The organism is Mesomycoplasma ovipneumoniae ATCC 29419 (genome assembly GCF_028885435.1).
Classification (GTDB): domain Bacteria; phylum Bacillota_I; class Bacilli_A; order Mycoplasmatales; family Metamycoplasmataceae; genus Mesomycoplasma; species Mesomycoplasma ovipneumoniae.
In genome coordinates this window covers 570,082-595,681 of sequence record NZ_CP118522.1, presented here as the reverse complement: position 1 = coordinate 595,681, position 25,600 = coordinate 570,082, and the positions used below count along the sequence as shown (strand labels likewise).

At 29.4% G+C, this 25,600-nt stretch carries 20 protein-coding genes; 9 read left to right on the top strand and 11 right to left on the bottom strand.

Annotated features, from left to right (window positions below):
* The first annotated feature begins 572 nt into the window (after window positions 1–572).
* Window positions 573–1,340: a restriction endonuclease gene (locus PWA39_RS02245; protein ID WP_069099307.1), complete on the top strand. Its 768-nt coding sequence runs from the start codon at window positions 573–575 to the stop codon at window positions 1,338–1,340.
* The gene (locus tag PWA39_RS02240; protein WP_069099308.1) at window positions 1,325–2,224 is read left to right on the top strand and encodes a DNA-methyltransferase; all 900 of its coding nucleotides are present in this window, start codon (window positions 1,325–1,327) and stop codon (window positions 2,222–2,224) included. Before PWA39_RS02245 ends, PWA39_RS02240 begins: the two co-directional genes overlap by 16 nt.
* A 304-nt stretch (window positions 2,225–2,528) precedes the next feature.
* Here PWA39_RS02240 and PWA39_RS02235 read toward each other — a convergent pair whose 3' ends face one another.
* The 10 genes from PWA39_RS02235 to PWA39_RS02190 all read right to left on the bottom strand — a co-directional run bounded on the left by PWA39_RS02235 (window position 2,529) and on the right by PWA39_RS02190 (window position 13,572).
* The gene (locus tag PWA39_RS02235; protein WP_274827404.1) at window positions 2,529–2,852 is read right to left on the bottom strand and encodes a hypothetical protein; all 324 of its coding nucleotides are present in this window, start codon (window positions 2,850–2,852) and stop codon (window positions 2,529–2,531) included.
* Window positions 2,853–2,979: 127 nt separating this feature from the next.
* Complete coding sequence (locus PWA39_RS02230) at window positions 2,980–3,615, bottom strand: transposase (protein WP_274827403.1); 636 nt, start codon at window positions 3,613–3,615, stop codon at window positions 2,980–2,982.
* A 644-nt stretch (window positions 3,616–4,259) separates the two neighbouring features.
* Window positions 4,260–4,952 (bottom strand): hypothetical protein, encoded by a 693-nt coding sequence (locus PWA39_RS02225; RefSeq protein ID WP_069099610.1) that lies wholly within the window; start codon window positions 4,950–4,952, stop codon window positions 4,260–4,262.
* A complete protein-coding gene (locus PWA39_RS02220) occupies window positions 4,942–6,141 on the bottom strand; it encodes an ABC transporter ATP-binding protein (protein WP_069099609.1) in 1,200 nt (399 codons plus the stop codon). Before PWA39_RS02220 ends, PWA39_RS02225 begins: the two co-directional genes overlap by 11 nt.
* Window positions 6,142–6,143: 2 nt before the next feature.
* Entirely contained in the window at window positions 6,144–7,079 is a 936-nt protein-coding gene (locus PWA39_RS02215; protein ID WP_069099608.1) for a sugar ABC transporter permease, read from the bottom strand.
* 4 nt (window positions 7,080–7,083) lie between these two features.
* A complete protein-coding gene (locus PWA39_RS02210; RefSeq protein WP_124983458.1) occupies window positions 7,084–9,831 on the bottom strand; it encodes an ABC transporter permease subunit in 2,748 nt (915 codons plus the stop codon).
* Window positions 9,779–10,135 carry a hypothetical protein gene (locus PWA39_RS02205; RefSeq protein WP_081311156.1) on the bottom strand — a complete coding sequence of 119 codons (357 nt, stop codon included), beginning with the start codon at window positions 10,133–10,135 and terminating at the stop codon, window positions 9,779–9,781. The genes PWA39_RS02210 and PWA39_RS02205 overlap by 53 nt, the downstream gene beginning before the upstream one ends.
* Complete coding sequence (locus PWA39_RS02200) at window positions 10,128–10,634, bottom strand: hypothetical protein (RefSeq protein ID WP_069099607.1); 507 nt, start codon at window positions 10,632–10,634, stop codon at window positions 10,128–10,130. The genes PWA39_RS02205 and PWA39_RS02200 overlap by 8 nt, the downstream gene beginning before the upstream one ends.
* 2 nt (window positions 10,635–10,636) lie before the next feature.
* Window positions 10,637–13,102 carry a hypothetical protein gene (locus PWA39_RS02195; RefSeq protein WP_069099606.1) on the bottom strand — a complete coding sequence of 822 codons (2,466 nt, stop codon included), beginning with the start codon at window positions 13,100–13,102 and terminating at the stop codon, window positions 10,637–10,639.
* A 32-nt stretch (window positions 13,103–13,134) separates the two neighbouring features.
* Window positions 13,135–13,572: a hypothetical protein gene (locus PWA39_RS02190; RefSeq protein ID WP_069099605.1), complete on the bottom strand. Its 438-nt coding sequence runs from the start codon at window positions 13,570–13,572 to the stop codon at window positions 13,135–13,137.
* Window positions 13,573–14,568: 996 nt separating this feature from the next.
* Here PWA39_RS02190 and PWA39_RS02185 point away from each other — a divergent pair.
* From PWA39_RS02185 to pgmB, 4 genes are read left to right on the top strand one after another with little or no spacing between them, the layout of a single operon-like run.
* Complete coding sequence (locus PWA39_RS02185; protein ID WP_069099604.1) at window positions 14,569–16,569, top strand: alpha-amylase family glycosyl hydrolase; 2,001 nt, start codon at window positions 14,569–14,571, stop codon at window positions 16,567–16,569.
* A gap of 11 nt (window positions 16,570–16,580) precedes the next feature.
* On the top strand, window positions 16,581–18,215 hold the full coding sequence (locus PWA39_RS02180) for an alpha-amylase family glycosyl hydrolase (RefSeq protein ID WP_069099603.1): 1,635 nt from the start codon (window positions 16,581–16,583) through the stop codon (window positions 18,213–18,215).
* Between the two features lies 1 nt (window position 18,216).
* Entirely contained in the window at window positions 18,217–20,589 is a 2,373-nt protein-coding gene (locus PWA39_RS02175; RefSeq protein ID WP_069099602.1) for a glycosyl hydrolase family 65 domain-containing protein, read from the top strand.
* Window positions 20,579–21,241 carry a beta-phosphoglucomutase gene (gene pgmB, locus PWA39_RS02170; protein WP_069099601.1) on the top strand — a complete coding sequence of 221 codons (663 nt, stop codon included), beginning with the start codon at window positions 20,579–20,581 and terminating at the stop codon, window positions 21,239–21,241. The genes PWA39_RS02175 and pgmB overlap by 11 nt, the downstream gene beginning before the upstream one ends.
* A 436-nt stretch (window positions 21,242–21,677) precedes the next feature.
* Here pgmB and PWA39_RS02165 read toward each other — a convergent pair whose 3' ends face one another.
* The gene (locus PWA39_RS02165) at window positions 21,678–21,818 is read right to left on the bottom strand and encodes a hypothetical protein (RefSeq protein WP_165268365.1); all 141 of its coding nucleotides are present in this window, start codon (window positions 21,816–21,818) and stop codon (window positions 21,678–21,680) included.
* 434 nt (window positions 21,819–22,252) lie between these two features.
* On the opposite strand from PWA39_RS02165, the gene PWA39_RS02160 reads away from it, so the two are divergent.
* The 3 genes from PWA39_RS02160 to PWA39_RS02150 all read left to right on the top strand — a co-directional run bounded on the left by PWA39_RS02160 (window position 22,253) and on the right by PWA39_RS02150 (window position 25,509).
* Window positions 22,253–22,420 (top strand): hypothetical protein, encoded by a 168-nt coding sequence (locus PWA39_RS02160; protein ID WP_274827402.1) that lies wholly within the window; start codon window positions 22,253–22,255, stop codon window positions 22,418–22,420.
* Between the two features lie 229 nt (window positions 22,421–22,649).
* Window positions 22,650–23,762: a hypothetical protein gene (locus PWA39_RS02155; RefSeq protein ID WP_274827401.1), complete on the top strand. Its 1,113-nt coding sequence runs from the start codon at window positions 22,650–22,652 to the stop codon at window positions 23,760–23,762.
* Window positions 23,734–25,509, top strand: a complete 1,776-nt coding sequence (locus PWA39_RS02150; RefSeq protein WP_318034665.1) for a hypothetical protein — start codon at window positions 23,734–23,736, stop codon at window positions 25,507–25,509. Before PWA39_RS02155 ends, PWA39_RS02150 begins: the two co-directional genes overlap by 29 nt.
* Window positions 25,510–25,600 lie beyond the last annotated feature (91 nt).

Genomic DNA, 25,600 nt, shown 5'->3' with positions numbered 1-25,600 from the left:
TATACTAATTTTAAAAAAAAGAAAAAAATGCTTGGTCAAAAATTAAAAATAAGTTATAATTAGAGTTAGTTAAGAATAATTAATAAATGGATATTAGAATTAAGGGGGAATTAGTTATGTTTTTGCCATAAAAAATCTGAAAATGCGAATTTTCCATTATATTTTTAAATATGATGGAATCCCTTAAATTTACCCGTTTAGAAATCTATAAATTTAGGGCTTTAATTATTGTTCTTTCAAAACTTCATATGTTTTTTTAGGCTCAATGCAAATAAAAACGAGTTTTCTATTTGCATTGAGTTTAAATAGTAGTTGTATTTTTTTATTGTTTTGTTATTTTACCCATAATGATTTTTGCCAGCGATTTAACTAAAAAAGGTAGTTTAAATATTTTATAATTTTGGTTTTTAAGTTAAAAACGCCGAAAAACCAGACACTTTTTTGATATTATCTTATCAAACTGGGAAACTCGGGAATATATATCACTTAGAAATATTGAAAGGATATGTGAAGAATTAAATTTTAAAATTGAAGATGTATTAAAATTATTTAAAATGGAGGAAAAAACAATTATGAGATATGAAGATTTAGAATTTAAAATACCTATAGAGTCTAAGGAATATGAAAAAGATTCAAAATTTGTTATTGAACAAATAATAAATATATTACATGAACGAAAAAATTCTGGTGATGATAAGATTATAATAAATACAAATTTAAAATTAGGACTACCATTAGAAAATATAAACAAAATTGCAGGTCCTATGATCGAAGCTTGGGCAACTGAGGTTTTTGCCGACATTAGAAGTGTTCAAAATAATAAATATAATTTAATAAATGTAGAAACGCAAGAAAGATTAGGGATGGCAGACATTATACTCGAGTTTAAGAAGGATAATGTTAAAGTTCTTACAGGAAATATTGATGTAAAGGCGACTGCAAATGATATTGTTGATAGTGGAAAAGGCCCTAATATTACTTCTTTTTCTAGGATTAGGACAGCTTATGTAGTCGATCCCGATTATATGTTTATAGTATTGTCGATTAAACATAAAGTTTATTCAGAAAGAAATGAACGAACACAATTGATGGATGGCATTATGGAAGTTGTTGACTTTAATGCGTATGACTTAAAATTTATAGGAGATAATGACATAAACTATAATCCAGCTCTAGGCACTGGTCAAATACAAATAAAAGATATTCATAATGTTAGTTTTAAAAGAAGAACTACTTGGGAAATGTGTAAATTATTGGATAAAAAATATTTGCATAGTAGCAGAAGAACGATTGAAGATTTCTATAGAGAGGCGATTAAAAATAAATGGATAAAAATTTAAAAATAATTTGTGGAAATGCAATTGAAGAACTTAAAAAAATTGAATCTAAAAGTATTAATTTAATTGTCACAGATCCGCCATACAATTTGAATAAAGATTATGGAAATAATAAAGATAATTTGGAATTTGAAGAGTATTTAGAATTTTCAAGACAGTGGCTTACCGAAGCAAAAAGAGTGCTAAAAGATGATGGAACTATATATATTTTTATGGGTATGAGATATATATCATATATCTATAGCATACTTGAAAAAGAATTGAATATGCATTTTAATTCTTGGATAACCTGGTTTTATACACAAGGGGTAGGGAAGACAAAAGGGTTTTCTCCTAGACACGATGATATACTAATGTTTACCAAGCATAAAAGTAAATTCACCTTTAACTTAGATGATATAAGAGTTCCACAAAAATTTTACCGTTCAATAAATAATATGAGGGGTTCAAATCCGGGAAATGTATGGCAATTTTCTCATATGCATTATTGTAATAAGAATAGAAAAAAACATCCCACACAAAAACCAGAAGCTTTATATGAAAGAATGATTTTAGCATCATCGAATGAAAATGATATTGTACTTGACCCATTTGTTGGTAGTGGAACAATGCTTAGAGTTTGCCAGCAAACTAATAGACGAGGTATAGGTATAGAAATTAATGAAGAGTATGTTCGAATGTGTAAGGAAAGATTAGAAGAAGATTTTACAGGTTTTGATAGTGAAGATGAAAGAATTAAAAGAGTGCCTAACGATTTAAATGATTCTAGTATTAGAAAAGAATATCTTGAAAATCACAAAAAATGGTTTTTAAAAAACCATCAAAACTTAATAAAGAAATTTGAAGATGAAGTAAATAAAAAATACTTTCATAAAAATGACAATTAGATAAAAATCTAGTAGTTTTTTCCAAATTAAAAATATAAAAGCAATATACAGATATTTTTAAAATCGCCATTTGGCGATTTTTTAAGTGATAAATCTAAGTTAGTATATTCCTGAGTTTGCCAGTTGGATGCAAAACATTCACTTTTTAGTGAATGCAAATATGCAAAAATACCGGTAAATAAACTAGGACAAAAAAAATTAACAGTTTAATATTATTATAACATCATAGCATATTGCTGTGGTGTTTTTCAATTTAAAATTGATTGAATTCTATAGTTGTTGTATCAAAATATATAATCTGCAATTATTTTTTCAGATCTTCTAAAGTTATTTTACTGTAGTTTAACTCGTTTAAGCATTCACTTTTTATAATTGAAAATCAATATTCAGCCTCCCTATTATCTAATGAATTTCCTATGCGAGACAACGAAACAGTTCCTCCCATTTTATTTATTTTGTCAATATAGACTTTTGAAGTGTATTGAAATCCATGGTCTGAATGAATAACAAAATCTTTATCAATAGACCTAAATGTTTTTATATTATCCATAACTAAATCAAGATCATTGCTTACAGATAGTTTAAAATCTCTGATTTTTTTAGTTTTATGCTCAATTATTACAGACAAAAATACATGGTTTTCCTTAACATCTCTGGGAGCTTTTATATATGTAACATCAGTAGCAAAAATATTTCTATTTAATTTATCATTGTAGTCGCGTTTAACAATATCCGGCAGTGCGAATTTGGTGTTCTTAATTTCGCTCTTTCTTCTTTTTTCTAATTTTGCATACTAAATTCAATCTTTTTAAATGTCTTCCAAGACTTCGAGGGTTAATGTAAATATTATATTTCATATAAATATAAGCACTCAACCTTAGGCGACCATACCTACCTTTGTTATCAAGAAAGGATTTTTTAATTATTGCGTCATTTTTGTGTTCCTTTACTTTTATAACTCTAGTTTTAGATTTTGCCACTGATTGTCTGCACACATTAAAAATTTTTGCAGATTTGCTGTAGGGAATATTTAGTGTTTTGGCTTCACTAAGTTTTCCTGATTTTGATTTATCTTTGTTGGTTTCGTAATATCTCTTAGCTATTTCTATTAATTCTTCTTTTGTAAATTCGTTTCAATCGGGTTCAATTGGTTTTTTTACGTTTGCCACTCCCTGGCTTTCTGTTCGCACCCTTTTATCTAATAATTGATCTTGCATACCATTATTATAATACCGAATAATTTTTTTGATTCTTCGAACTAGTTGACTTCTGGTTGTAAAATTTGTATCTGGCGAAATATCATTTATATAATTTATTGTTTGTTTTAATCCAAATTCATTGTAAATTTTATAAATCATATCAAACTCGTCTTTTTTAAAGTGTCTTGACATTAGTATTCTCCGTTTTCTTGCATTTGAAAATTTAAAAAAGCTAACACTTTGGGTGTTAGCTTTCTCCTTAAACTCAGATAAAAACCCAACACATTAGTGTTAATTTTTTTGTCCTAGTTTAAAATCCGTGTTTTTTGATGCTAAAATCCTAAGTTTTATTGTTTTAAAATTAACATTTTGCAAAAAAAAAAAAAATGCTTGGTCTAAGAAAAAATTATGTTATAATAACTGTCACTAAGAATAAATTAATAAATTTTGATATTGAATTAGGGGGAATTAGTTATGTTTTTTGTTTAAAAAAATCAGAAAATGCGAATTATCCATTATATTTTTAAATATGATGGAATGCCTTAAATTTGACCGTTTAGAAATCTACAAATTTATGGCTTTGGTTATTGTTCTTTCAAAACTTCATATGTTTTTTAGGCTCGCTGCAAATAAAAACGAGTTTTCTATTTGCATTGAGTTTAAATAGTAGTTGTTTTTTTATGATTTTTGTTGTTTTATCCATAAATTGATTTTTGCCAGTGATTTAAAATAGGTAATTAACTTTTGCCAAAAAAATTAAAAAAGTGCCCAAAACGGACACTTGTTTAAAATTATCTCCTCAAGCTGGCAAACTTGGGAAAAATGTTTAAATACAATTAGCTGTTGGAATTTTTTTGGATAATTTTGTTTATTTTTGCTTCAAGACTTTTTGTTTCAAAAGGTTTTTTTGCTAATGTTTTGTCTTTTTCAAGAGCCCCAAATTTTGATTTTGCACTTATTTGTAAAATCAAAATTAAAAAGCTAAAAATTAGACTTATTCACATTTTTGTATAATTAGGAAAATCAGAAAAAATTGAATCTGTGACGGTGGTTTCGCCAATTTTTACATTAACATTTTGCTCAACTTGAGCCGGTTGAAGGGCGACAATAAAGAAACTTAAAATAAAAATAATTATAGATAAAGTAAAAATAAATTTATAAAATCCTTTAAGATCGCCAAATTGTTTTCATAAATAAATATGTTGGGCTAAAATTAAAAAAAACAGAATAAAACCAAAAACAATAACAAGTGAAATTAGACTAATAAAAATTGGTCAAAGTGGCAATGAAGTTGATTTGCTTCTAGCAATTTCAGTAATTTCTTGAGTCGTTAAATTAGAAAAACTACCTTTTGAAACAAAATCAATTTCCCAATCAATTCGTTCAAGAAACTGTCAAATTTGGACAAAAGAGAAAATTATAATTATTAAAAGCAAAATTTTACTTATTAATTGTAAAACTTTACGAGTAAAATAGGGTGCAATAAAAAAGTAAATTTTGGCACTTCGTGATTCTAAATTAGTTATCAAGATCAATTCGCTCCTTTGTTATTGCATCGAAAATGTGAATCCGTTCTAAATTAAAGCTAACTTTAACTTTTTGGTCTAAAAAGTATTCAAAAATATTATTCTGGTTGGAAATTAATTCAAGTTGATCGCTAACTTTAATTGCAACAAGTTGATCTTTACCAATTAGCTCAACATTAGTAATAATACCGTCAAATTGGGCCTGATTTTGATTTAGATAAATATCTTCAGAGCGAAAGCCGACTTGTAATTCTTGATTTTGACTTAATAAATTCGCCAATTTTTGGTCAATTTCAAACCAAATTGGCGCTTTTTTTGCCTTTATTTGGTTGTTCTCAACAACACAATCGAATAAATTCATTGTTGGCGAACCGATAAATGTGGCAACAAATGTGTTTTTAGGCTTAAAATATAATTCTTTTCCGGTTCCATTTTGCTGAATTTTACCGTCATTAAAAACTACAATTTGGTTTCCCATCGTCATTGCCTCAAGTTGATCATGAGTTACATAAATACTTGTAGTTTTGAGCATTCGGTGAATATTTACAATTTCACGGCGCATTGATTCACGTAATTTTGCATCTAAATTTGAAAGTGGTTCGTCCATTAAAAAAACTTGCGGTGCACGAGCAATTGCCCGTCCAATTGCCACTCTTTGACGTTGACCACCAGAAAGATCGCGCGGTTTTGAGTATAGATAGTCACTTATTTTTAAAATTTGGGCAACATTTTTTACTTTTGAGTCAATAATGTCGCGTCTTTCTTTTGCAATTTTGAGTCCAAAAGAAATATTATCATAAACATTCAAATGCGGATAAAGGGCATAAGACTGGAAAACCATTGCAATATTTCGCTGATGGGGTGGTAGGTTATTATACCGTTTGCCATTAAAAATTAAATCACCTTGAGTAATTGAATTTAGGCCGGCAATCATTCTTAAAAGCGTTGTTTTTCCTGAACCTGAAGGTCCTAAAAAGATGCAAAAATTACCACTTTCAATTGTAAGATCGATTGCCTCGAGTGTATATTTGTCATTACCTTCATATTTTTTTGAGACATTATTAAGAACAATTTTGGCACCTTTTGTTTCTTCTTGTTGTTGTCCAATTTTTGCAACCATCTTATTTAAATCAATTTGATTTAAATCTAAATTAAGATCTTCAAGTTCAAAAAGTTTTTTATTTTTTTCCATAATTAACCTTTAACAGCTCCTTCAGAAAGTCCGCCAATTATGTATTTTTGTAAATACATAAATAAACCAAGCGCAGGAAGAGCCGCAAGTAGAGCCCCAGCTGCATAAGCGCCAGCATTGACATGTTTTGGCTCGACATTAATAAATGTTTCAAGACCGACAGCAAGAGTTAAGTCTTGAATATTGAAAAGAACAAATCTTGGTAAAATAACATCGGTAAATGGTGTTAAAAAAGATCAAAGGGCAACCATAATTATTGCAGGTCGTAAAACCGGTAGTAAAATTTTGAAAAAAACACCAAAATTTGAACAGCCATCAATTTTTGCTGAATCATCAAGTTCGCGAGAAATACTATCTAAATAAGCTTTGAGCATAAAAGTATTTCCAGAAACGGCCCCACCTGAGTAAATAATTACTAACATAAATATCGGTGAAATTCCGCCAATTTGGCCAATTTGGACTAAAATATAGAGAAAAATTAACGAAGAAGTTGCCGGAATCATTTGCAATAACATAATTATTGTCAAAGAATGTTTTGAACCTTTAAAGCGAAAACGTGAATAAGCATAACTATTTAGTGCAACGGCGGTAGTTGAAATAACCATCGTTAAAAGTGCAATTGTTAGCGTATTTCCGTACCAAGAGAAAAAATAAGACCGTTCAGAAGTAAATAAATAAGTGAAATTATCAAAACCAAAAACAAACGGTGTAATTGTAATAAGTCGAGTATTAGCAACATTAAAAGTGGCAATAACTAGCGAAACTATTGGAAATAAAACAACAACAGACCAAGAAATTAAAATTAAATAATTAAGAAAAATTCAAAGTAACTCAATTGGCTTAATATCGCGTTCATCACTTAAATTTAGACGTTTTTTTGGACTAGCATTTTTGGCAACAAACTCAAAACTAGCAATTTTTGGCACTAATAAGTTCATAATTTTATCTCCTTTGCATTGATTTTATAAAACCACGAAGGGCAAAACTAATACTAATTAGCGCTGCCAGTGTTGAAAGTGCGGCGGCAAAAGCTTGGTGTCCATCAATTTTTATTCCTTGAGTTGTTAGCTTAAACACTCAAGAAATAATAATGTCAGTTGAGGCCTCACCAAATGGGGAGGCATTTGCATAAGCTGGCCCACCGCCTGTGAAAATTGAAATTGTTGTAAAGTTATTAAAGGCGCCGACAAATTGTCCAATTAACATCGGTGCAATTCCCAGAAGTAGCTGGGGAAGCGTCAGTTTTCAGAAAATTTGCGATTTAGAAGCCCCATCAACCGCACCAGCTTCGTAAATTTCACCCGAAATTGCCTGCAGATTTCCGGTTACAAGCATAAAAATAAAGGCATAACTAATTCAAGTCTGGACAACAATTAATAAAACTCGGGCCGTACCAATTTGATTTAGTCAAGAAATTCCGTCTTTAATAAGTCCTAAATTAATTAAAATTAAATTAATATAACCTTTTGAATCAGCGGCAAACATTGAACGAATAAAAGACAAAGAAACAAACGCCGGCACTGCTCAGGGTAAAATAAATATAAGCCGAAAAATTTTTTTACCTTTAATTCGGGAAGAATTTGTTAAAATTGCAATTAAAATTCCTAAACCAATCGGAAAAAGTGTTGATAAAACCGTCCAAATTGCGGTTCAACCAAGAACTGAAGCTAGTGATTGAAACAGTCCAAGTTGGCGATAATCTCACCATTTTCCTCATTGTTTAAGTCCAACTCAGTTAACTGTTTGACCTGGGGCGGCATGATTGTAGCCATAGTCAGTAAAAGAAATTAAAACTGAAGTAATTATTGGCGCAGCAACGATAAAAATCATTAAAGCATGACCAATTAGTGAAATCATTCACGGAAATCCGGTAGTCTGAAGTCACTGTTTTGAATAGAGTCATTTTCCCGGAACAACGCCAGCTTCCATTGCTTTTGCAATTCTTCAGGCCGAAATTGCCCCAATTATAAAGTAAACTAGCACAAAAGCCATTAAAATTACCGACAGGACGCCACCAAAAAGGTAAAAACGTGCATCAGTAAAAATACCATCCCGGGGCGAGTGTAAATTTGCTCCTAAGTCAGCAAAGCCCGGAATCCCGCCCATTTTTGACCAGTAAGCCCCAAATGAAAAGGGAATTATAAAAGCATAACAAATTATACTAACAACTGAAAGTAAAGATCCTTTGATAAACTGGCGAAATACAAATAATTCAGCAAGTCCTGGGAAGATTAAATTCAAAAAGAAGCTAATAAAACGGACGTTTTTTATTGTCTCAACAGGATAAGATTTTAGTGCTTCATTTGCTTTTGATTCATAAATTTTTTTGTTAACTTTTAGTTCATTAAAATAACGGTAATTATTTGTTTTGAGAATTTGTTTGAATTTTGTTATTTTTGAGCTCAAAAACAGCGTTCTTTTTTGGTCAGTTTTTGCAATTTTGGCTTGTTTTTGCAAGTTTTTAAAGGCTGTTTTGGCAATTTCATTTTGCTGCAATCTTTTTTTGTTTTTAGCAACACTCTCGACATAATTTTGCTTAATTTCACTGATTTTTGTTTTAATTTCTTCTTGCTGAGTTTTAAAATCTGGACTTGATTTTAAAACTTTAAGCTCGTATTTTGCAAGAATTTTTTCATTTATAAATTTTATCCGTGTCTTAAAGTCTTCGATCGTTTTTTCTCTGGTTGCCCAGCCGAGATCCTGAAGATAATGACCTTTGTATGAATATTGCTTTAAATATTTAGCTTTTTGGAGCAAAATTTGCCATTTTAGACTTGATTTTGCCAGTTTTTTTATCAAAAAACTACCATAAAAACCAAAATAATGACTTTTAATTAAATCAAAAAGTTGTGCATTTTCATCTTTTAATTTATGGAAAAAATCTAATTTATCTTTTAAAATTTGGCCGTGATTCTCAAGGGAAATATCTAAATCTGGAATTTCAAAATTTTGATTTTTTTGAATGGCGTAAAATAATTTAATTGCCTGATCAAGGAAATTTATTTTTGTCTGGGACAAACTAAAGGCAAGATATTTTTGTTTTTGAGCGCTAATTTTGTTAATTTGTGAATTAATTTCTTGCTTAAATTCATTTAGTTTGCTAATATTTTTGGACTCAAAAGCAATAATTTCCTGCTTTTTTTCGCTAATTAATTCCTTTTGGGCTGCATTTTGCTGATTTGCTTGCTGTTTTAGGAAATCAATTGCATTTTTATAACTATATTCGAGCGAAATTATTTTTTGTTTTGCTTTGAGTTCTAAATTTGATTTTCTTTTTTTATATAAGTCAGTTTGTAACTGTTTGGTTTCAGTGTAATTTTTTTTAGCTAAAGCTGATTTTTTTAAGAGTTCTTCTTGTTTTTGTTTAATTTGCTGATAAAAATTGACAAAAAAATCACTTTTTAGTTTTGATTGGACTAAGAATTTTTTGCCGTCTTCATCAAGAAATTGGCTAATTTTGTTTAGGTCAAAGTCAAAATCTTGGTATTTTCTAACATAATTTAGGCAAACTTGGAAAATAAAGTGCTTTTTTATTAAGTCAACTTCAGATTCTAAGGTTGATTTTTTTGTTTTTTCAAACAATTCAACTTTAACCTGCGGGCTATCTTCTGTTTGGTTGAGTGATTTTGAAAAATCTTTAAATCAACTGCGAAGATTTTTGAGCTCTTTTTCGATTTTTTTTAATTTCAAAATTGAGCAATTTTTCAACTGAAACTGCAAAATTAAGTTTAATATAAGCGTCTTTGAGAACTTTTAGCTCATTTTTAAAGGCGATTTTTTGACTATGTAATTCGCGTTTTAGATTATCGCGAATTGTTTGCCTGGCCCGTAAAAATAGCTCTTTTTCAATGTTTTCTTGAATTTTGATCTTATCTAAAAATCTTGAGTGAGTAATTTTTGCACTATGATAATAAGATTTTAGCGTTTTAGCCTCAATATCAATAATAGTGTCAAATTTCTTGCCATAATAATTATAGAGTTGTAATTTATGCATTAAAACCGCCACTTGCTAATTTGTATTTTGTAATAATTCGTTTAAGTCGGTAAATGTAAGTTGAATAAATCAAGACAACAACAATCAACCCAGAAAAAATAGAGATAAAAATTCCGCTTATTAATTCAGCACTATTTAATTTTTCTGCTCCTTGAAAAAAAGGATAGCCAGCCATTGAGCCAAAGACAAAAATCCAAAAAAAGTAGAAAAAATAGCCAATTTTTACTTTTGAATAAGCCAGAAAAAGGTAGATTCCAAAGAAAATCACAAATAAATTTGTCCCAATATAAGCACTTAATTTTCCGGCTGCTAAATTTGAGGCTAAAATTTCCCGTTGATCTTCCAGATTTGTTTTACTGATTTGATCTAAATGTGTCCCAAAAACAAAAGGGATTAAAATTCAACTAATAAGTGCAATTGACAAAAAAGCACTTAAACTAATTAGCAAATAAAAATGTGACTTTGGGATGTTAATCTTAAATTTAAAAACAGGCCCCATTTTTAACTAAAATTTACAATAACCCTGCTAGTTCCTTGGTTTGCAAGAAGAATTTTTTTGTAGTATTCAATTGCAACTTTGTCAAAAAATATTTTGGCAAAATCTTCTTCGTTTTTAATTTTGTCTAAAACACTTTTGTGGAAAACTTCTGAACCAAAAGTTTGATCATTTCAAGCACCCCAAACTGTTGAACTAAATTGCGGATTTGATCTGTCAAAACGGGAATTATCAGTATTAAGAATTCCAACACCTTGGTTTTCAATAGTTTTATCTGAGTCAATTACGTTAAGAATTTTGTCAAAACTTTTTGATTTTAAGTATTCGCTAATAATTTGCTCAGCATCACCTAAGGTGTATTTGTCAACAGTTTGACCTGATTTTGTGGTAGTTTTTTGTGCTTTTGTTTGCTTAATTGTCTCAGGACTAACAAATGAGCGAATTAGGGCAGCACTAACATAATTATTTAAATAAGCACGCGCAATTTTTTCAATTGTTGCATCAGCAGCTGGATTTTTGGCAATTAATTTTGCTTTTTCTTGAATTTCTTTGATTTCAGCAGCAATACTTGCCTCAAGTTTTGTCAGATCGTGATTATTTTCCAAAATTAATTTACTGTACTGTTCAATTTTTTGGTCTTTTTCAGATTGCTCATCACCATTTGCGCCAAAAAGGAAAGCCTCAACTTTACGAACGTGCGCGGTAGTATCACTTTGGGAAATATCAAGATCGTATTTTCCAACTTTTGCATCTTTAATTCCAACTTTGAAAAAACTCTGATCAATTTGTCAGCTCTCACCATTTCCGGTGAATTTAGATAAATCTGTTTGACCAAAAATTGTTGCCAAAGTGTTACGGATTGCCGCAAATTTTTGGTATTTTTCAATTAATTGATTAATTTTATTAGCACTCTCAACTAGGCTGGCATCAAGATTGTCTGTTTCAATTCTAGCACCAAAAGTGAGATAATTTTCTTCTGAGCTAGCATCTGGATTTGTTGTTTTGTCTCAATTTGACTCAACTGTTTGGTTAATATACTTTGGATTTGCTGTTTTTTGAATTTGGGCATTTATTGCATTTTCAATTTCATTATCGTCTGTATATCCTAAGTCTTTTTTAAGTGTTTCAAATTTTACACTAAGAGGTTGATTAATTTTTTCAACTTCCTGTTTGATTTGATTTGTTAGCGATTTTACAAACGGAATTTTTGAATCATCTTGGAAATAAGCGGTGTTTGTTTTAGCCGAAAACATTATTTTAAAAAGATCATTTAGGGCCTGTTTTCGCTCAGGAGAAGATGAATTATTTCGTGAGTTGATCAAAAAAGATCATGAACCTAGGGCCTGTTTAAAATCAGTTTCATTAGTTGCTTTGGTGATGTTAAAAAAAGACTTGGCATTTGCAGATTTTTCTGAGTTTTGCACATCTCAAGTTCCAATAATTGCAAATTTTAGTTTCTTTTCTTTCATTAGTCGAAAAATTGTATTTTGGGTAACATTCATATCAGATTTAATAATTTGAGCTAAATCTGCCTGTGAAATTCCCTTTTTAGACCAAATTGAATTTTTATAATCAGCCTCACTTCCATAAGCAGCTTTAAAAACTGGGTAGTAAATTTTTGCCACTGATTTAAAAGCTTCACGGAAATACTGCTGGTATTCATTGTTTTCAGGTTTTAAATTAGAATCAACAACCAGATCAATATCACTATGAAGAAGACCAGAAGTAAACTGATTATTTTTAGTATATAGCAATTTTGACATTAAATTCAAGGGTTTTCCGTCTTCGTCTTTTAAATTTTCGCGCTGAGCAATTTTTTCAAGTGCACCGGCAAGAACACCATTTCCGTACCAGAAGTCTTGGATTCTAAACAGACCTTCGCCTTTTTCAACAAGCTCGGCAAGAGAATCTGTATCTGGATTTTGTAAAATTGTCCGAGTTTGGTCTTCGTTTTCTGTTGAAGCTAGAACAATTCCTTCTTTGTTGTGTTGGATTCCAACAAATTCTGAGTGGACTCTGTTATTTTTTAGGCCAAAAACAGTCCCGAAATTTTTCATATTTTCTTTTTCTATTGCTGTAGCCCCAATTTGGTCTGTAATTTCATTAAATAAATTAGGCAAAAAATCATTCAAATAAGAAACCGCTCCACCTTGGACTAAGTCGGTAATTCGGTCTTGAGGTGCATAGAAAATATCAGGCGTATTGTTTGTGTCTGTGTGGCCAACTGTTGAAAAATCTAGTGCTGAAAAGACATTTTTGGAAATAGTTCTAATTTTAAAGCCGTTTTTTGTTGCTGAATCTGTTTTGTTAAATTCTTCAATATTTTGTTTTCAATAATTTGTCTGGGCTGGGTCAACGGCGACAATAATTTCTTTATTATGTGCAAATTCGTTTACAGGACCCCCACAAGCTATTAAGGCAATTGGGCTAAAAGAAACCATTCCAAAAATTGATTTTGTTATTTTCTTCATGATAATTCCTTTCAAAAAAAACACTTTTACATCTATTTAAAAACAATTTTGTGTTTATAAAAGCCAAAAACTGAAATAATTAAGCTAAAAAAGCTAAAAAATGGAAAAACATTAGTAAAAATTGACAAAAATACTACCCATTTATAATCTTCAGTTTTTGAAAGAATGTAAATCAAGTGAATACATAAGAAAATATTGACAACTCAAGCTGTTATGCTAATAGATATTATGAATTTTCAAAAATAACTACTAAATTCGTTAGATAAAATTAGACTTCAATTTTCGGAAATTTTCCATTCATATTTTCCAAAAGCTAATAAAACTAATACTCAAAAAGTAGAAATTACAAAATTTCCAATAAATAAATAAAAGTATTCGATGATTTTAGGACGGTACTTTCGTTCAAGAGGCAGTTTTCCTAAAAAAATATACCGAAACCTTGTTTTTAACGTTGGTTTTGAATTTGTCATATGTCTATACGTACTCTTTTGTAATTTTATCAAAAAAAATAATTTTTTATTAAAAAATTAAAAAAATATAAAAAAATTCTTATAAAATTATTTTTTTGTGAAAAATCAATATTTTTCTTTATTTTTTGCAAAATTAATGTATAATTATTTCATCTATTAAAACCAGTTTTCCCGAGTTTCCTAGCTTGATGTCAAAAATTCATTTTTTATTAAATACAAATATGCAAAAAAACACCCGTAAATCGGTGTTTTTGGTGGTAAAACCTTAATTTTTATAATTTTGAAATTAACCTTTTGCAAAAAAAAAAAAAAAATGTTTGGTCTAAGAAAAAATTATGTTATAATAAACTTCACTAAGAATAATTAATAAATGAATATTAGAATTAAGGAGAAATAGTTATGTTTTTTGTCTAATAAAATCACAAAATGCGAATTTTCCGTCATATTTTTAAATATGATGCAATGCCTTAAATTTAACCGTTTAGAAATCTATAAATTTAAGGCTTTTAATTATGGCTCTTTCAAAACTTCACATATTTTTTTAGGCTCAATGCAAATAAAAATGAGTTTTCTATTTGCATTGAGTTTAAATAGCAGTTGTATTTTTTTATGATTTTGTTGCTTTATCCGTAAATTGATTTTTGCCAGTGTTTTAAACTAAAAAAGTAGTTTAAAAATTTCAAATTTTGCTTTTTAAGTTAAAATTTTAACTTTTTTAGTTTAGTTTATTTGATTATCTAAAGAATGGTATTTTCTAGGCCAGCTTAGAAGGTGACTAAAAAAAAATATCTCATCCAATCATTATTTAGAGACAGTCTGAAAAAATAATTAAAAAAAAATAAAAAGAATTTTTTTATGCTAAAATAGTAGAATGCAATTTTTTTATTATTTAAATATAAAAATTTAAATTTTGCATTTATTTTTCGGCAAGTTATATTAAATTATTTAAATTTTTGCCAATAATTTGCCAAATTTTTTTATTATTTAGGTGTAAACATGCTTTTTGACTATGAAAAAAGTCTAATTCGCAAAAATTCGCGCGGAAAAATATACCTAGGACCGCTTGGCTTGTTTTTGAAGGATGAAAAGTTTCATTTTTATTTTTGATCTCCTGATGCAATTTCAGTTGAATTTTTAATTTATAAACATTTTGAAGATTCAACCCCTTTTAAAACAATAAAAATGAAAAAAACAAAAGGAGCCTGGTTTTGCAAAATTAGCAAAAATTTTGAATCATATTCATATAATTTGAAGGTTGAACACTCTAATTCAACAACAACTTTCGCACTTGATCCATATGCATTCAGCCTTGCTCCTTTTGATTGAACTAAAAATGAAACTCCTAAAGCCTTTTTAATTGATATTTTTTCAGAAAAAACCGGCCAAATGCCTTCAGATATTAACTTATTTGAGGCTGATCCCAAAATTGATGCCCAGATTTACGAGCTCCATGTTCGTGATTTTAGTTCGCTTTCAAAAAAAGTCCAATATCCTGGAACTTTTATTGGAGCGATTGATAATGGTATTTTTTCTTACTTAAATAAGCTGAATTTAAACTTTTTACAATTACTTCCACTCCATTCTTGCTATACTTTTGCCCAAAAAAGTGTTCCTATTCTCCATCAAGGCGACGGAAAAGGCCATTATAGTGCTTATAACTGGGGTTATGACCCAATTAATTTTTTTTCACTTAATTCTAGTTTTTCAACAAATCCACAAGACCCTTATGCAAAAATTGTAGAATTCCGTAATTTTGTTGATCAGGCTCACAAAAACAATATTGGAATAATTCTCGATGTTGTTTATAATCACACTTTTGAAAATTCAGTTTTTGAAAATGTTGCCCCAGGTCACTTTTATCGCGAAAATGCTGAAATTTTTCCAGTTGGTTTCGCGCCTTTAGACTCCCAAAAACCGATGGCTTTTAGGCTAATTTTAGACTCACTGATTTTTTTTGTTAAATATTATAAAGTTGATGGATTTCGTTTTGACTTAGCTTCATTTTTAGATAAAAAATCACTTAAAATTATCGATACAGAACTAAGAAAAATTAATCCTAACATTTTATTATACGGAGAAGCTTGAGATTTTAGTGACTTACCTTTTACTAAAAGATTAACGAAAGGAAAAGAAGGTAATAATTTTAATTTTGGATATTTTAATGACACAATTCGAAACGCAGTTCGAGGTAGTGACTCGCCAAATGACAAAGGCCTTATTTTATCAAAAAATGCTGTAAAATTCGGCGCTTATGTCTCTTCAATTCCAGGAAATATTGCTGATTATGATTTTAAAGATTTTTACCACTCTAAAAAACGCTATGATCTTTTTGCTAATGAAATTAGCTTAAATTTAGCATATTTGACCTGTCATGATGGGCCGACTTTAGCTGATAAAATTTTGTCTTCATCACCAAAAATCGGAAAAAAACAATTTATTGAAACTTACCGGCAAGCCTTAATGCTAGTTTCTTTTGTCCAAGGGAAAGTGCTTTTTAGCTCCGGAAGTGAGTTTTGTTTTTCAAAAGTTTGTGATTTTTCTGGCGCAACTTATCAAGCTTGCCATCCAAATTTAAATCAAAAAAATCCACCTTTTGAGTTTTTAAATGCAGATTTTTTTGATTTTAATTCTTATAAGACAACAGATTTTACTAACGGTTTAAAATTTGATATTTTAAAAAATAAGCAAATTGAAGAACAAATTTTTAATTTTTTTGCCAAAATTAACGAATTTCGGCAAAAAACAGGGTTTTTTAGACTAAAAACAAATCAGCAAATTAAAGATTGTCTAAATTTTGAAACTGTTGACAAAAACAAAGGATTAATTATTTTTCAAATTGACTTAGAAGGTCAGTCTGTCAAAATTATTCACAATTTTTCAAACAATCAGTATGACTATAATTTTGATGACTTTGAGATACTTTTTAATTCAAAATTGAATAATATTAACAATTTAATTCAACCTCATCAGTCTATTTTGCTAACAAAAAAGGATTAATTTTTACTAAAATGAAAACAAATTTAAAAGATAAAGTAGTATACCAAATTTTTGTCAGATCATTTTATGATGCAAATAATGACGGAAATGGCGATATTCTTGGAATTTATAATAAACTTGAATATCTTAGCGATTTAGGAATTGACGCAATTTGACTAACCCCATTTTATGAGACTAATTTTGTCGATGCGGGTTATGATGTTCTTGATTATAAGTCAATTTGGTCTAAATTTGGTAGTCTTAATGACTTTGCTAAACTCACCAAAAAAGCCCGTGAATTAAATATAGATATAATAATTGACGTGGTTTTAAACCATGTTTCAAGTCAGCATTCCTGATTTAAAAAGGCAATTGAATCGCCTGACAACAAAGAGCATAATTATTTTATTTGAAGAGAAAAATTAAGCCCTGAAGAACAAAAAGCGACTTCAATTTTTGGCGGATCAGCCTGAGAATGACAGCCAGACGTTCAAAAATATTATTTCCACCTTTTTAGCACTGACCAAGTTGATTTAAATTGAGCCCATCCAGACACACAAGCTGCTTTTGTTGACATTATTAATTTTTGGTATGACCTTGGAGTTCGCGGTTTTCGCCTTGATGCCATCAAACATGTTGCTAAAAATTTTGAAAATGTTGAACAAAATCCGTATTTTTCCTGATGCAAAGGCGCCCAAGAATATCTTGAAAAATTTAACGAACTTGCCTTTAAAAATAAGCCTGATGCCTACACTTTTGGTGAGGCTAGCGGGATAACTGTTGAAGAATTAATAAAATATGGGGCTGGAAAGTCACCTTTGGCCAATAATTTTTTTAACTTTTCATGATGATGAATCGGCTGGTCAAACAAAACTGGCAGAAACGGATTTAATGCAAATTGAGACTATCAAGATTTTATTAACGCCCAAATCCCTTTTCAACACAATGAAGAAATTAGCCCTAGTTTAATGAGCAATTTTCTTTCAAATCATGATACTTCCAGGGCAATTTCTCGTTGAGGTGACTATCCATTTTTCTGAAAAGAATCAGCAAAATCGCTAGCTCTTTTACTTTTTTCAATGCGCGGAATTCCAATAATTTACTATGGTGAAGAAATTGGAATGACCAATTCCTATTTTGAAAACAGACAAGATTTTGTTGACATTGATATGAAAAATGCTTTTGCTTCACTTGTTGACAGAGAAAAAATTTATTCTGAATCAGAAATGTTAATTTATGCAAATATTAACAGTCGCGATTCAGGAAGAGGTCCTTTGCGCTGAAATTTAGACAAAAACAACGGATTTTCAAGCCAAAAAGCCTGAATTAACACAAGCCTTGATGACCCGCGAATGAATGTTAAGAGTCAAACTTTAGACAAAAATTCAATTTTAAATTTTTATAAAAAATTAATTTTTCTTTATAAAAATGATTTAAAAGATTTGCTTGTTGACGGAAAAGCAAAATTAGAAATAACCAAAGACGGAATTTGCAAAATTAGCCGTGAATTCAAAGGTGAAAAATTAATTTTTTACTTAAATTTAACAAAAAAAGAATTACCTTTTACCGAAAAAATTCAGCAAAAACCCTTGCTTTCTTCATATCAGGATCTCAAAAAACCTGAGGATTTTTTCCGCCCGTTTGAGTCAATTTTAATTAAGGAATAAAATGAAAACTAACCAATTTTTAACGTATGATAATTTTAAAAAACTAGTTATTCAAAATGGCTTTGACCGAAGATTTACAGGAAAAACTGAATCAATTTTTGCCTTAACAAATGGATATTTAGGTCTCAGAAGTAGTGACGAAGAACCTGATTATTATAATAAACCAGGATTTTTTGTAAGTGGTGTTTTTAACAAAGATGTTGAACATGAAGTTCCGGAAATTTGTAATTTAGCAGATTTAATTACAACCCCAATGTTTATAAATGAACAGCCATTAATTCTTGACTCTGAAGACCAATATCAAAAAGTTTTTGATATAAAAAATGGATCTCTATCGCGTTCAGTTAGACTTAGCCGCCAAAAAAATACTATAAAAATCGAGACTTTTCGTTTTGTTTCACATCAAAACCTCAATTTTTATGCCCAAAAAATTGAGGTTGAAATTCTTGAAGTCAACCCTGAAAACGAATATGTTCAAATTGAATTTCGCCCACAAATTAATGCCCAAAATACAAACACAGGAACTCAACACTTTGCCGAAGGTGAAAAATTTCGCCCTTTTGAAAACGCTCTACAGTTAAAACAACGCTCAACTAGCTCAAATTTGTTAGTCATTCACAATTTAGTTTGCCATTTTGAAGTCAACGGCCAAAGAATAAAAGCTGGAGACGATAATTTTCAAGTTGATGCCTCAAGACGACTAATACTATTTCGAATCAAAGGAAAATTCAAAAAAGGCACAAAACTAAGCCTGATAAAATTAATGTCAGTTCATACTTCCATTGATGACTCCGAAAATTTAATTGAGGATTCTAAGCTCGAAAAACAAGCAAATTTAACACTAAAAACTTTACTAAATGCCGATTTTCATGAGTCTTTTTTAGAATCAAGCCAGGCTCTTGACAAAAATCTATGACAAAAATTTCTTGTCAAAATTGATTCAAATTCCCAATTTGACCAGCTTGGACTTGATTTTGGACTTTATCATCTAAATGGACTTTTTCGAAAAAATTCGACCGAAATTAACGCAGGAGCAAAAGGTCTAACCGGCGAAGGATATCAAGGCCATACCTATTGAGATTCAGAATTTTTTATTAATCCTAATTATCTTTTTGTTGAACCTAATGTTGTCAGAAATTTATTAATTTATCGTTATAAAGGCTTAGATGCTGCCCGAAAAAAAGCCGCTTCTGTTAAAGTCAGACCTCAAGAATCCAACCTTGAAGGAGCCCAATTTCCCTGAGAGATGGCACTGCCTAAAGATGGCGAAGTCTGTCCAATTTGAGGCCAGGTTGATATAATTTCTGGAAAACAAGTCCCAATTGCCTCTGCCCGTCAAGAAATTCATGTCTCAGCTGATATTGCATATGCAATTCAACAATATTTTGTTGTTACTTTGGATCAAGATTTCATGGAAAAATACGGCTATGAAATAATTTTTGATACTGCTTGATTTTACACTAACCGGGCTGAAAAAACTACTGACGGAAAATTTGAAATTAATGATGTAATGGGTCCAAATGAATACAAAGGCAATATTAACAATTCGGCCTACATTAATGCAATGGCAAAATATAACCTTGATCTAGCGCTTTTTTATTTTGAAAAAATAAAAAATACCCCAGTATTTGCTGAGGTTCTTGCAAAAATTCCTTATAAAATTGATTTTGAAAAAATCAAAAATGTTGGCCAAAATTTAGTCCAACAAAAACCAAATTCTGAGCTAATTATCGCCGAAAATGACAGCTTTTTAGAACTAGAACGAAACGATATTAGCGAATTTAAAATGCTTGGTGATGCAGGAAAAAAACTTTTTTCACTTGTAAAAGGGCAAAAAATTCTTGCATCTCAACTAGTTAAACAAGCTGATGTTGTCTTACTTTTATACCTATTTCCTGAACGCTATTCTGAAGAAATTAGAGCAAAAAACTTTGATTTTTACGAACAAATTACAACACATGACTCCTCACTTTCGGCGGCAACTTATGCAATTGAAGCAATAAGACTTAACAAAATCGACAAAGCTTATCAACTTTTTCAGTACGGAATTAACATTGATTTAGGTCAAAACATGAAAAGTTCTGATGCTGGAATTCATGCAGGATCGCTTGCTGCAATTTGACAAATGGTTGTTTTTGGCTTTGGTGGTCTAACTTATTTTGACCATAAAATTCATTTAAAACCTAATTTACCAAAAGAGTGAAATTCATTAATTTATAACTTTAGTTTTCAAGGTGCAAATTTACAAGTAAGAATTGATCACTCAACTTTTAGGGTTGAAAATTTCAATAAAAAACCTGTAAAAATTTGAATAAATAATCAAGAAGAACTTATAGAAAGCGTGCATTTTTTTGCAATAAACCATGAAAATTAAAGGACTAATATTTGATCTGGATGGAATAATAACAGATACTGCCCAATTACATTTTTTAGCCTGAAAACAATCACTTTTAGCCGAAAATATTGACTTTAGCGAGACTGAAAATGCCCAATTAAAGGGACTATCAAGAAAAGAAACGCTAAAAGCAATTTTAGAACTAAAAAAACTGACCTGAGATGAACAAAAAATTGACAATCTCTGTTTTAAAAAAAATGAAATTTACTTAAAATTACTTGAAAATCTAAATAAAGACCATCTTTTGCCAGGAATATTAGATTTACTAACAAGTGCAAAAAGTAAAAAAATGAAAATTGCACTTGCCTCAAGTAGCCTTAATGCCCCTTTAATTTTAGAAAAACTTGGAATTATTGCTTTTTTTGACTATATTGCTGATCCTAAAAAAATCAAAAAACCTAAGCCAGCGCCTGATATTTTTCTATTAGCTTCAGAAGGATTGTCTCTAAATCCCGAAAATTGCATTGGCTTTGAGGATTCTCTTTCAGGGTTTTTATCAATAAAAAGTGCGAAAATGAGATCGGTTGTTGTTTCTTTGGATCAATTTAGTGAATTTAATCAAGCTGATTTTTGATTTTCATCAACAGATCAGCTTAAAATCGACCATATTTTAACAGTTTTAAACAGCTAGTCCAAAAAATCTTTTTTAAATAACAAATTACTAAAAAAAATTCAGACACAAATAATTAAGCATCAACCCCATCTTTCTAAGAAAATTTTCCATTTTTCTTGATAAATTCCACTATCATTTTTCAGAAAAACCATTAATTTTCTATTTCTTTCTGCGCTAACAGAGATTTATTTTTCATAGATTTATCAAACTTTTTTGGCAATTTCTTATTAAACTGTTTCTTAAAAATGCAAAATTGACTTTTTGTGTCAATTTTGCATTTTTCTTTTTTATAAATTTGTCTAAATTCTTCCCGAAAATGCAAAATTGCAATTTTTAACCTTTAGATTTGTCAATTTTAATGTCCCGAGTTTCCCAGTTTCATAAGGTAATTTTAAAAAAGCATCTGGTTTTAGGCAGTTTTTAAGTTTTTTGGTAAAAGTTACTTACAATTTTTTTAGTGATTTATTAAGATATCAAAGTAAAAATCATACCTATTTCAAATATTCGGATCACTAGGAACACCATCTCGATTTTTAAATATCATTTGCTGATCTAAAGTGTTAAATTCAACCCTTTGCCTTAATTTTTGCAACATCGTTACTAAACCAACTTAGTTAATTTTTGTTTTTTCATAATTTATAATTATACCATAAAATTACTTAAAATGCTAGTAAATGATAGTAATAAAAATTAAGATTTTAAAATCAAAAAACACCGATTTACCGTTGTTTTTTCATATTTAGATTCACTAAAAAGCGAATTTTTGTCTTAAAACTGGGAAACTCGGGAAATTCTTCCCGAAAATGCAAAATTGCAATTTTTAACCTTTAGATTTGTCAATTTTAATGTTCTTAGATTTGTCTTGAACTATGAATCTGTATCGCTTGATTTTGACGCACCTTTTTGAAGATACCTAAAATTAGCGTGCTAATTTGTATTAATTTATTCTTTTTAAATGAAATTTTCACAAAAATTCTCAAATACATGTTACAATTTTATATTAAAGAATTTTAATATTAAGGAGAAAAAATGAAGAAAAAACTAAAACTTTTTAAGTTTATAACTAATATTATTGCTTTTTCATCATTAAGTCTAAGTGTTTTTGGGTCGCTTTGACACTTTCAAAATACAAAAACCTATTCAGATTTTAAACTTGAAACTCGTGATATAGATTTATCAAATTCAAAAAACCGGTAAATTTTGATGATTTAGTCCAAATTATTTCGACCAAAAACCAACAAAATTCGCTTGTCATCAACGCAAATATTAAAAAGCCAAAACACATCTAAACAAAACAAGTACTAATTCAGACTCTCCTAATCTAGATGATATCGAAATTCAAATTAATCAAGAAGGTGAGGTAATTTTAAATAGTGCTTCACTTGAATTCGTTAACAAAAAAGCTGAACTCTATTTTGAAGAAGGTGTGCCAAAACTAAAATTAGAAGGTTACGTTTTTGACTTTAGAGAGCTTCAAAATCAAATTCGGGTTGAAAAAACCTTCTTTTTCCTTTTGCCTTTTATTCCATTTATTTCAAACGCTGTCGCAGCTGCCATTGCCGCAGTAGCAGTTTCCACAGCTGCTGCGGTAGCTGTGGAAACTTTTCCAAAGGTTGTTGATGATGTAGGTAGATGATTTGGGAACCGTGAAAGTTACTATACGTCAGATGATTATAGTCCTGTTCATGACCCAGCTAATAATAACCCTGTTACTTGAAGAACTGAAAGCTCAATTGTGGTTGACTTAGATAAATTGCCAAAAGCAAAAGGTGAGCCTAGTATTAAAGAAATAGCAAATACAGCGACTTTAGAACTTTCTATTGTAAAAGCAAAAGATAAGGAAAAATTAAAACAATACACTGGAATTCATCCTGCATGATTTTTTAATTTTCACAATGAAAAGTTAGAACCTCATTTTGTTATTAGTAAACAAGCAATTCCAGAACCTGCAGCTTGACTTTTAGCGGTTGGAAGTTTGCTAGCCCAATCAGAATTAACCAAAATTATTATTAATAACTTGCTACCTAGTTCAGTAAAAAATAATAAAAATGTTGACGACCTTAAAATTATGGATAAAAAACTAAATTCACCTATTGATTTTTATTCATATAATGAACCAGTTATGAAAAGTTTGGCTGAAAAAACAAAATATACAGCAAATTTGATAGTGAGAAATAGATGGTCATGAGATCCAACTAATAATTTAAATAAAGATATCGGTTTTACTAAAGATCACTTTGTTGTTGGAGAAGGTCTAGCTAATGATGCTATTGATTGAACTAACCCTAAAAATGCGTTTGATATTTATGATACAAGTAAAAATGGAAATGAAAATGAAAATGAAAATGGAAATGAAAATGGAAATGAAAATAAAAACATACCATCATACGTAAAAATATATTTTCCCAGTTATCATGTAAGGAGAGCAAGAATGATAAAGCGAAAATTCGGAAAGAGGGAATTTATACCAAGAGAAAAAATGTTAAATGTTGAAAAGGTGCATTTTTTATATGGAGAAGCAATTAGATTCAGTAACTAAGGCAAAAAAACAGTTAATTAAACTAAAATATATAGAAATTAACATTAAAAGTCGCTGTTCAGTTGGCAATATGACTAAGGATGATGTTGATTTAACTTCTGATTGTTATTATAATAATTATCCATTTACAAATTTTTTATCCAATTATCTTTATGATAACATCTTCGATCCTAATCCAATTGAAAGAATTATAAGTTTAAATTATAAACAAGAAGATTATGTTTATAATTTAAAACTGGAAGATATCCCGAAAAGTGCGTTTTTTTCCAAAAAACTCAAAGATTTTCATTTTCATAACGATATTAAGTGTTTAATTGGCGACTGTCACCACATTGAATATTGTGAAATAAACGAAGAAGAAAATGTTGTTTATAAATCTGATCTTTATTCCGCATCTGCTTTACGCGATGGTAAAGCTTTTAAAAAGTTGTTGTTGTATTTGAAAACCTTGATGATATTGAAAAATGCGAATTTTCAATTTCTTATCCTGCTTATTTTTTGAAAAATATTTAAATCAAGAAGCAGATTGAGAGAAATTGAAGCTTTAATTATTAAGGAAATTCAGGAAAGTGTTCCTTATGCAAAGCCGAAAAATTTAGCAAATTACCACGAAAAAATCTTTGATTTTTTATCAAATAGATATGAATATAACTCAGAATTTCTAGACATAAATAAAGCATATTTAGGACAAAATGTAGAAAATATCTACAATTTGTTATTAAAAGAGAATTATAATTTTGGTGATAAAACGCAAATTGATCCAATTCAAAATGTATTTACTTTTGAAACTTATGAAAATTTGCTTAAAAAATTTGAAAAATACGGGATCAAAAAACTTAACTTAAATATTGAAAATCGTGATAAATTTATTCTTAGTTGATTTGATAAATTTGGTCCGGAATATCGCGAATATTGCATCAAACTTTTTGGTGAAGACGGAAAAAATTATTATGATCATGCGAATAATTGGACAAATAAAATCGAATTAATCTATTTGTTGCAAATTTTATTTGGCTCTAAATATTGAGTTGAAGATTGAGATTTTTATTATCCTACTGAACCTGATTTTTTTATTTTGCCAAGCTGAGCAAAATTAAAACTTGAAAATTTCGAAATTTTTTACTTTGGTGGACAAGAATATGGTCTTTTTGATGAAATAATTTCTCAATTTGACTCAAAAAAGCCAGTTTTTGATTTCAACCATATTACTACTCCGCCTATGGGTCGGCGATGCATGAATCTTGCCAATTGCATTGAAAAATTTTATTTTTATTGAATGTTGACGGTGAAAAAAATTTATTACTGATTTGGTCATTCAAATTTATATAATAATATTTATCAAGGTAAATACGAAATTTTAAAATATTATTTCAAACAAAAATTGGTCAAACTTGAACAAGATATTTTTCTGCGTGATGGCAAGGATCCGGAGTTCTATGTTTCTAGATCGCCAAGGCAAATCGATTTAGATAAAAATGTGATGGAATCATCTATGGAAGAATTAATTTTATATCGGGATGCGTTGAATAAATATTTAAAAGAAATAGACCATGAATTTGGGTTTTTTAGACGCTTTCTAGAAAATACTAATTTATATACCCAACAAGAAAAAGAATTAATTTTACAACAACACCTTATCTATTCTTCAGATAACGATGATAAAACTGAATATTATAATGAAATTGCAAGAGTAGATTTTCGCGGTTATAAAAGCAAAAAATTTATTGAGATAGAAGGGGAATCGTAGATCTTTTTGTTAATTAATAAATTTAAAGACAAAAGATTTAAGTTTATTTTTAAAATTCTTAACTTACTTTTTTAAATTCTTATTTATTTAA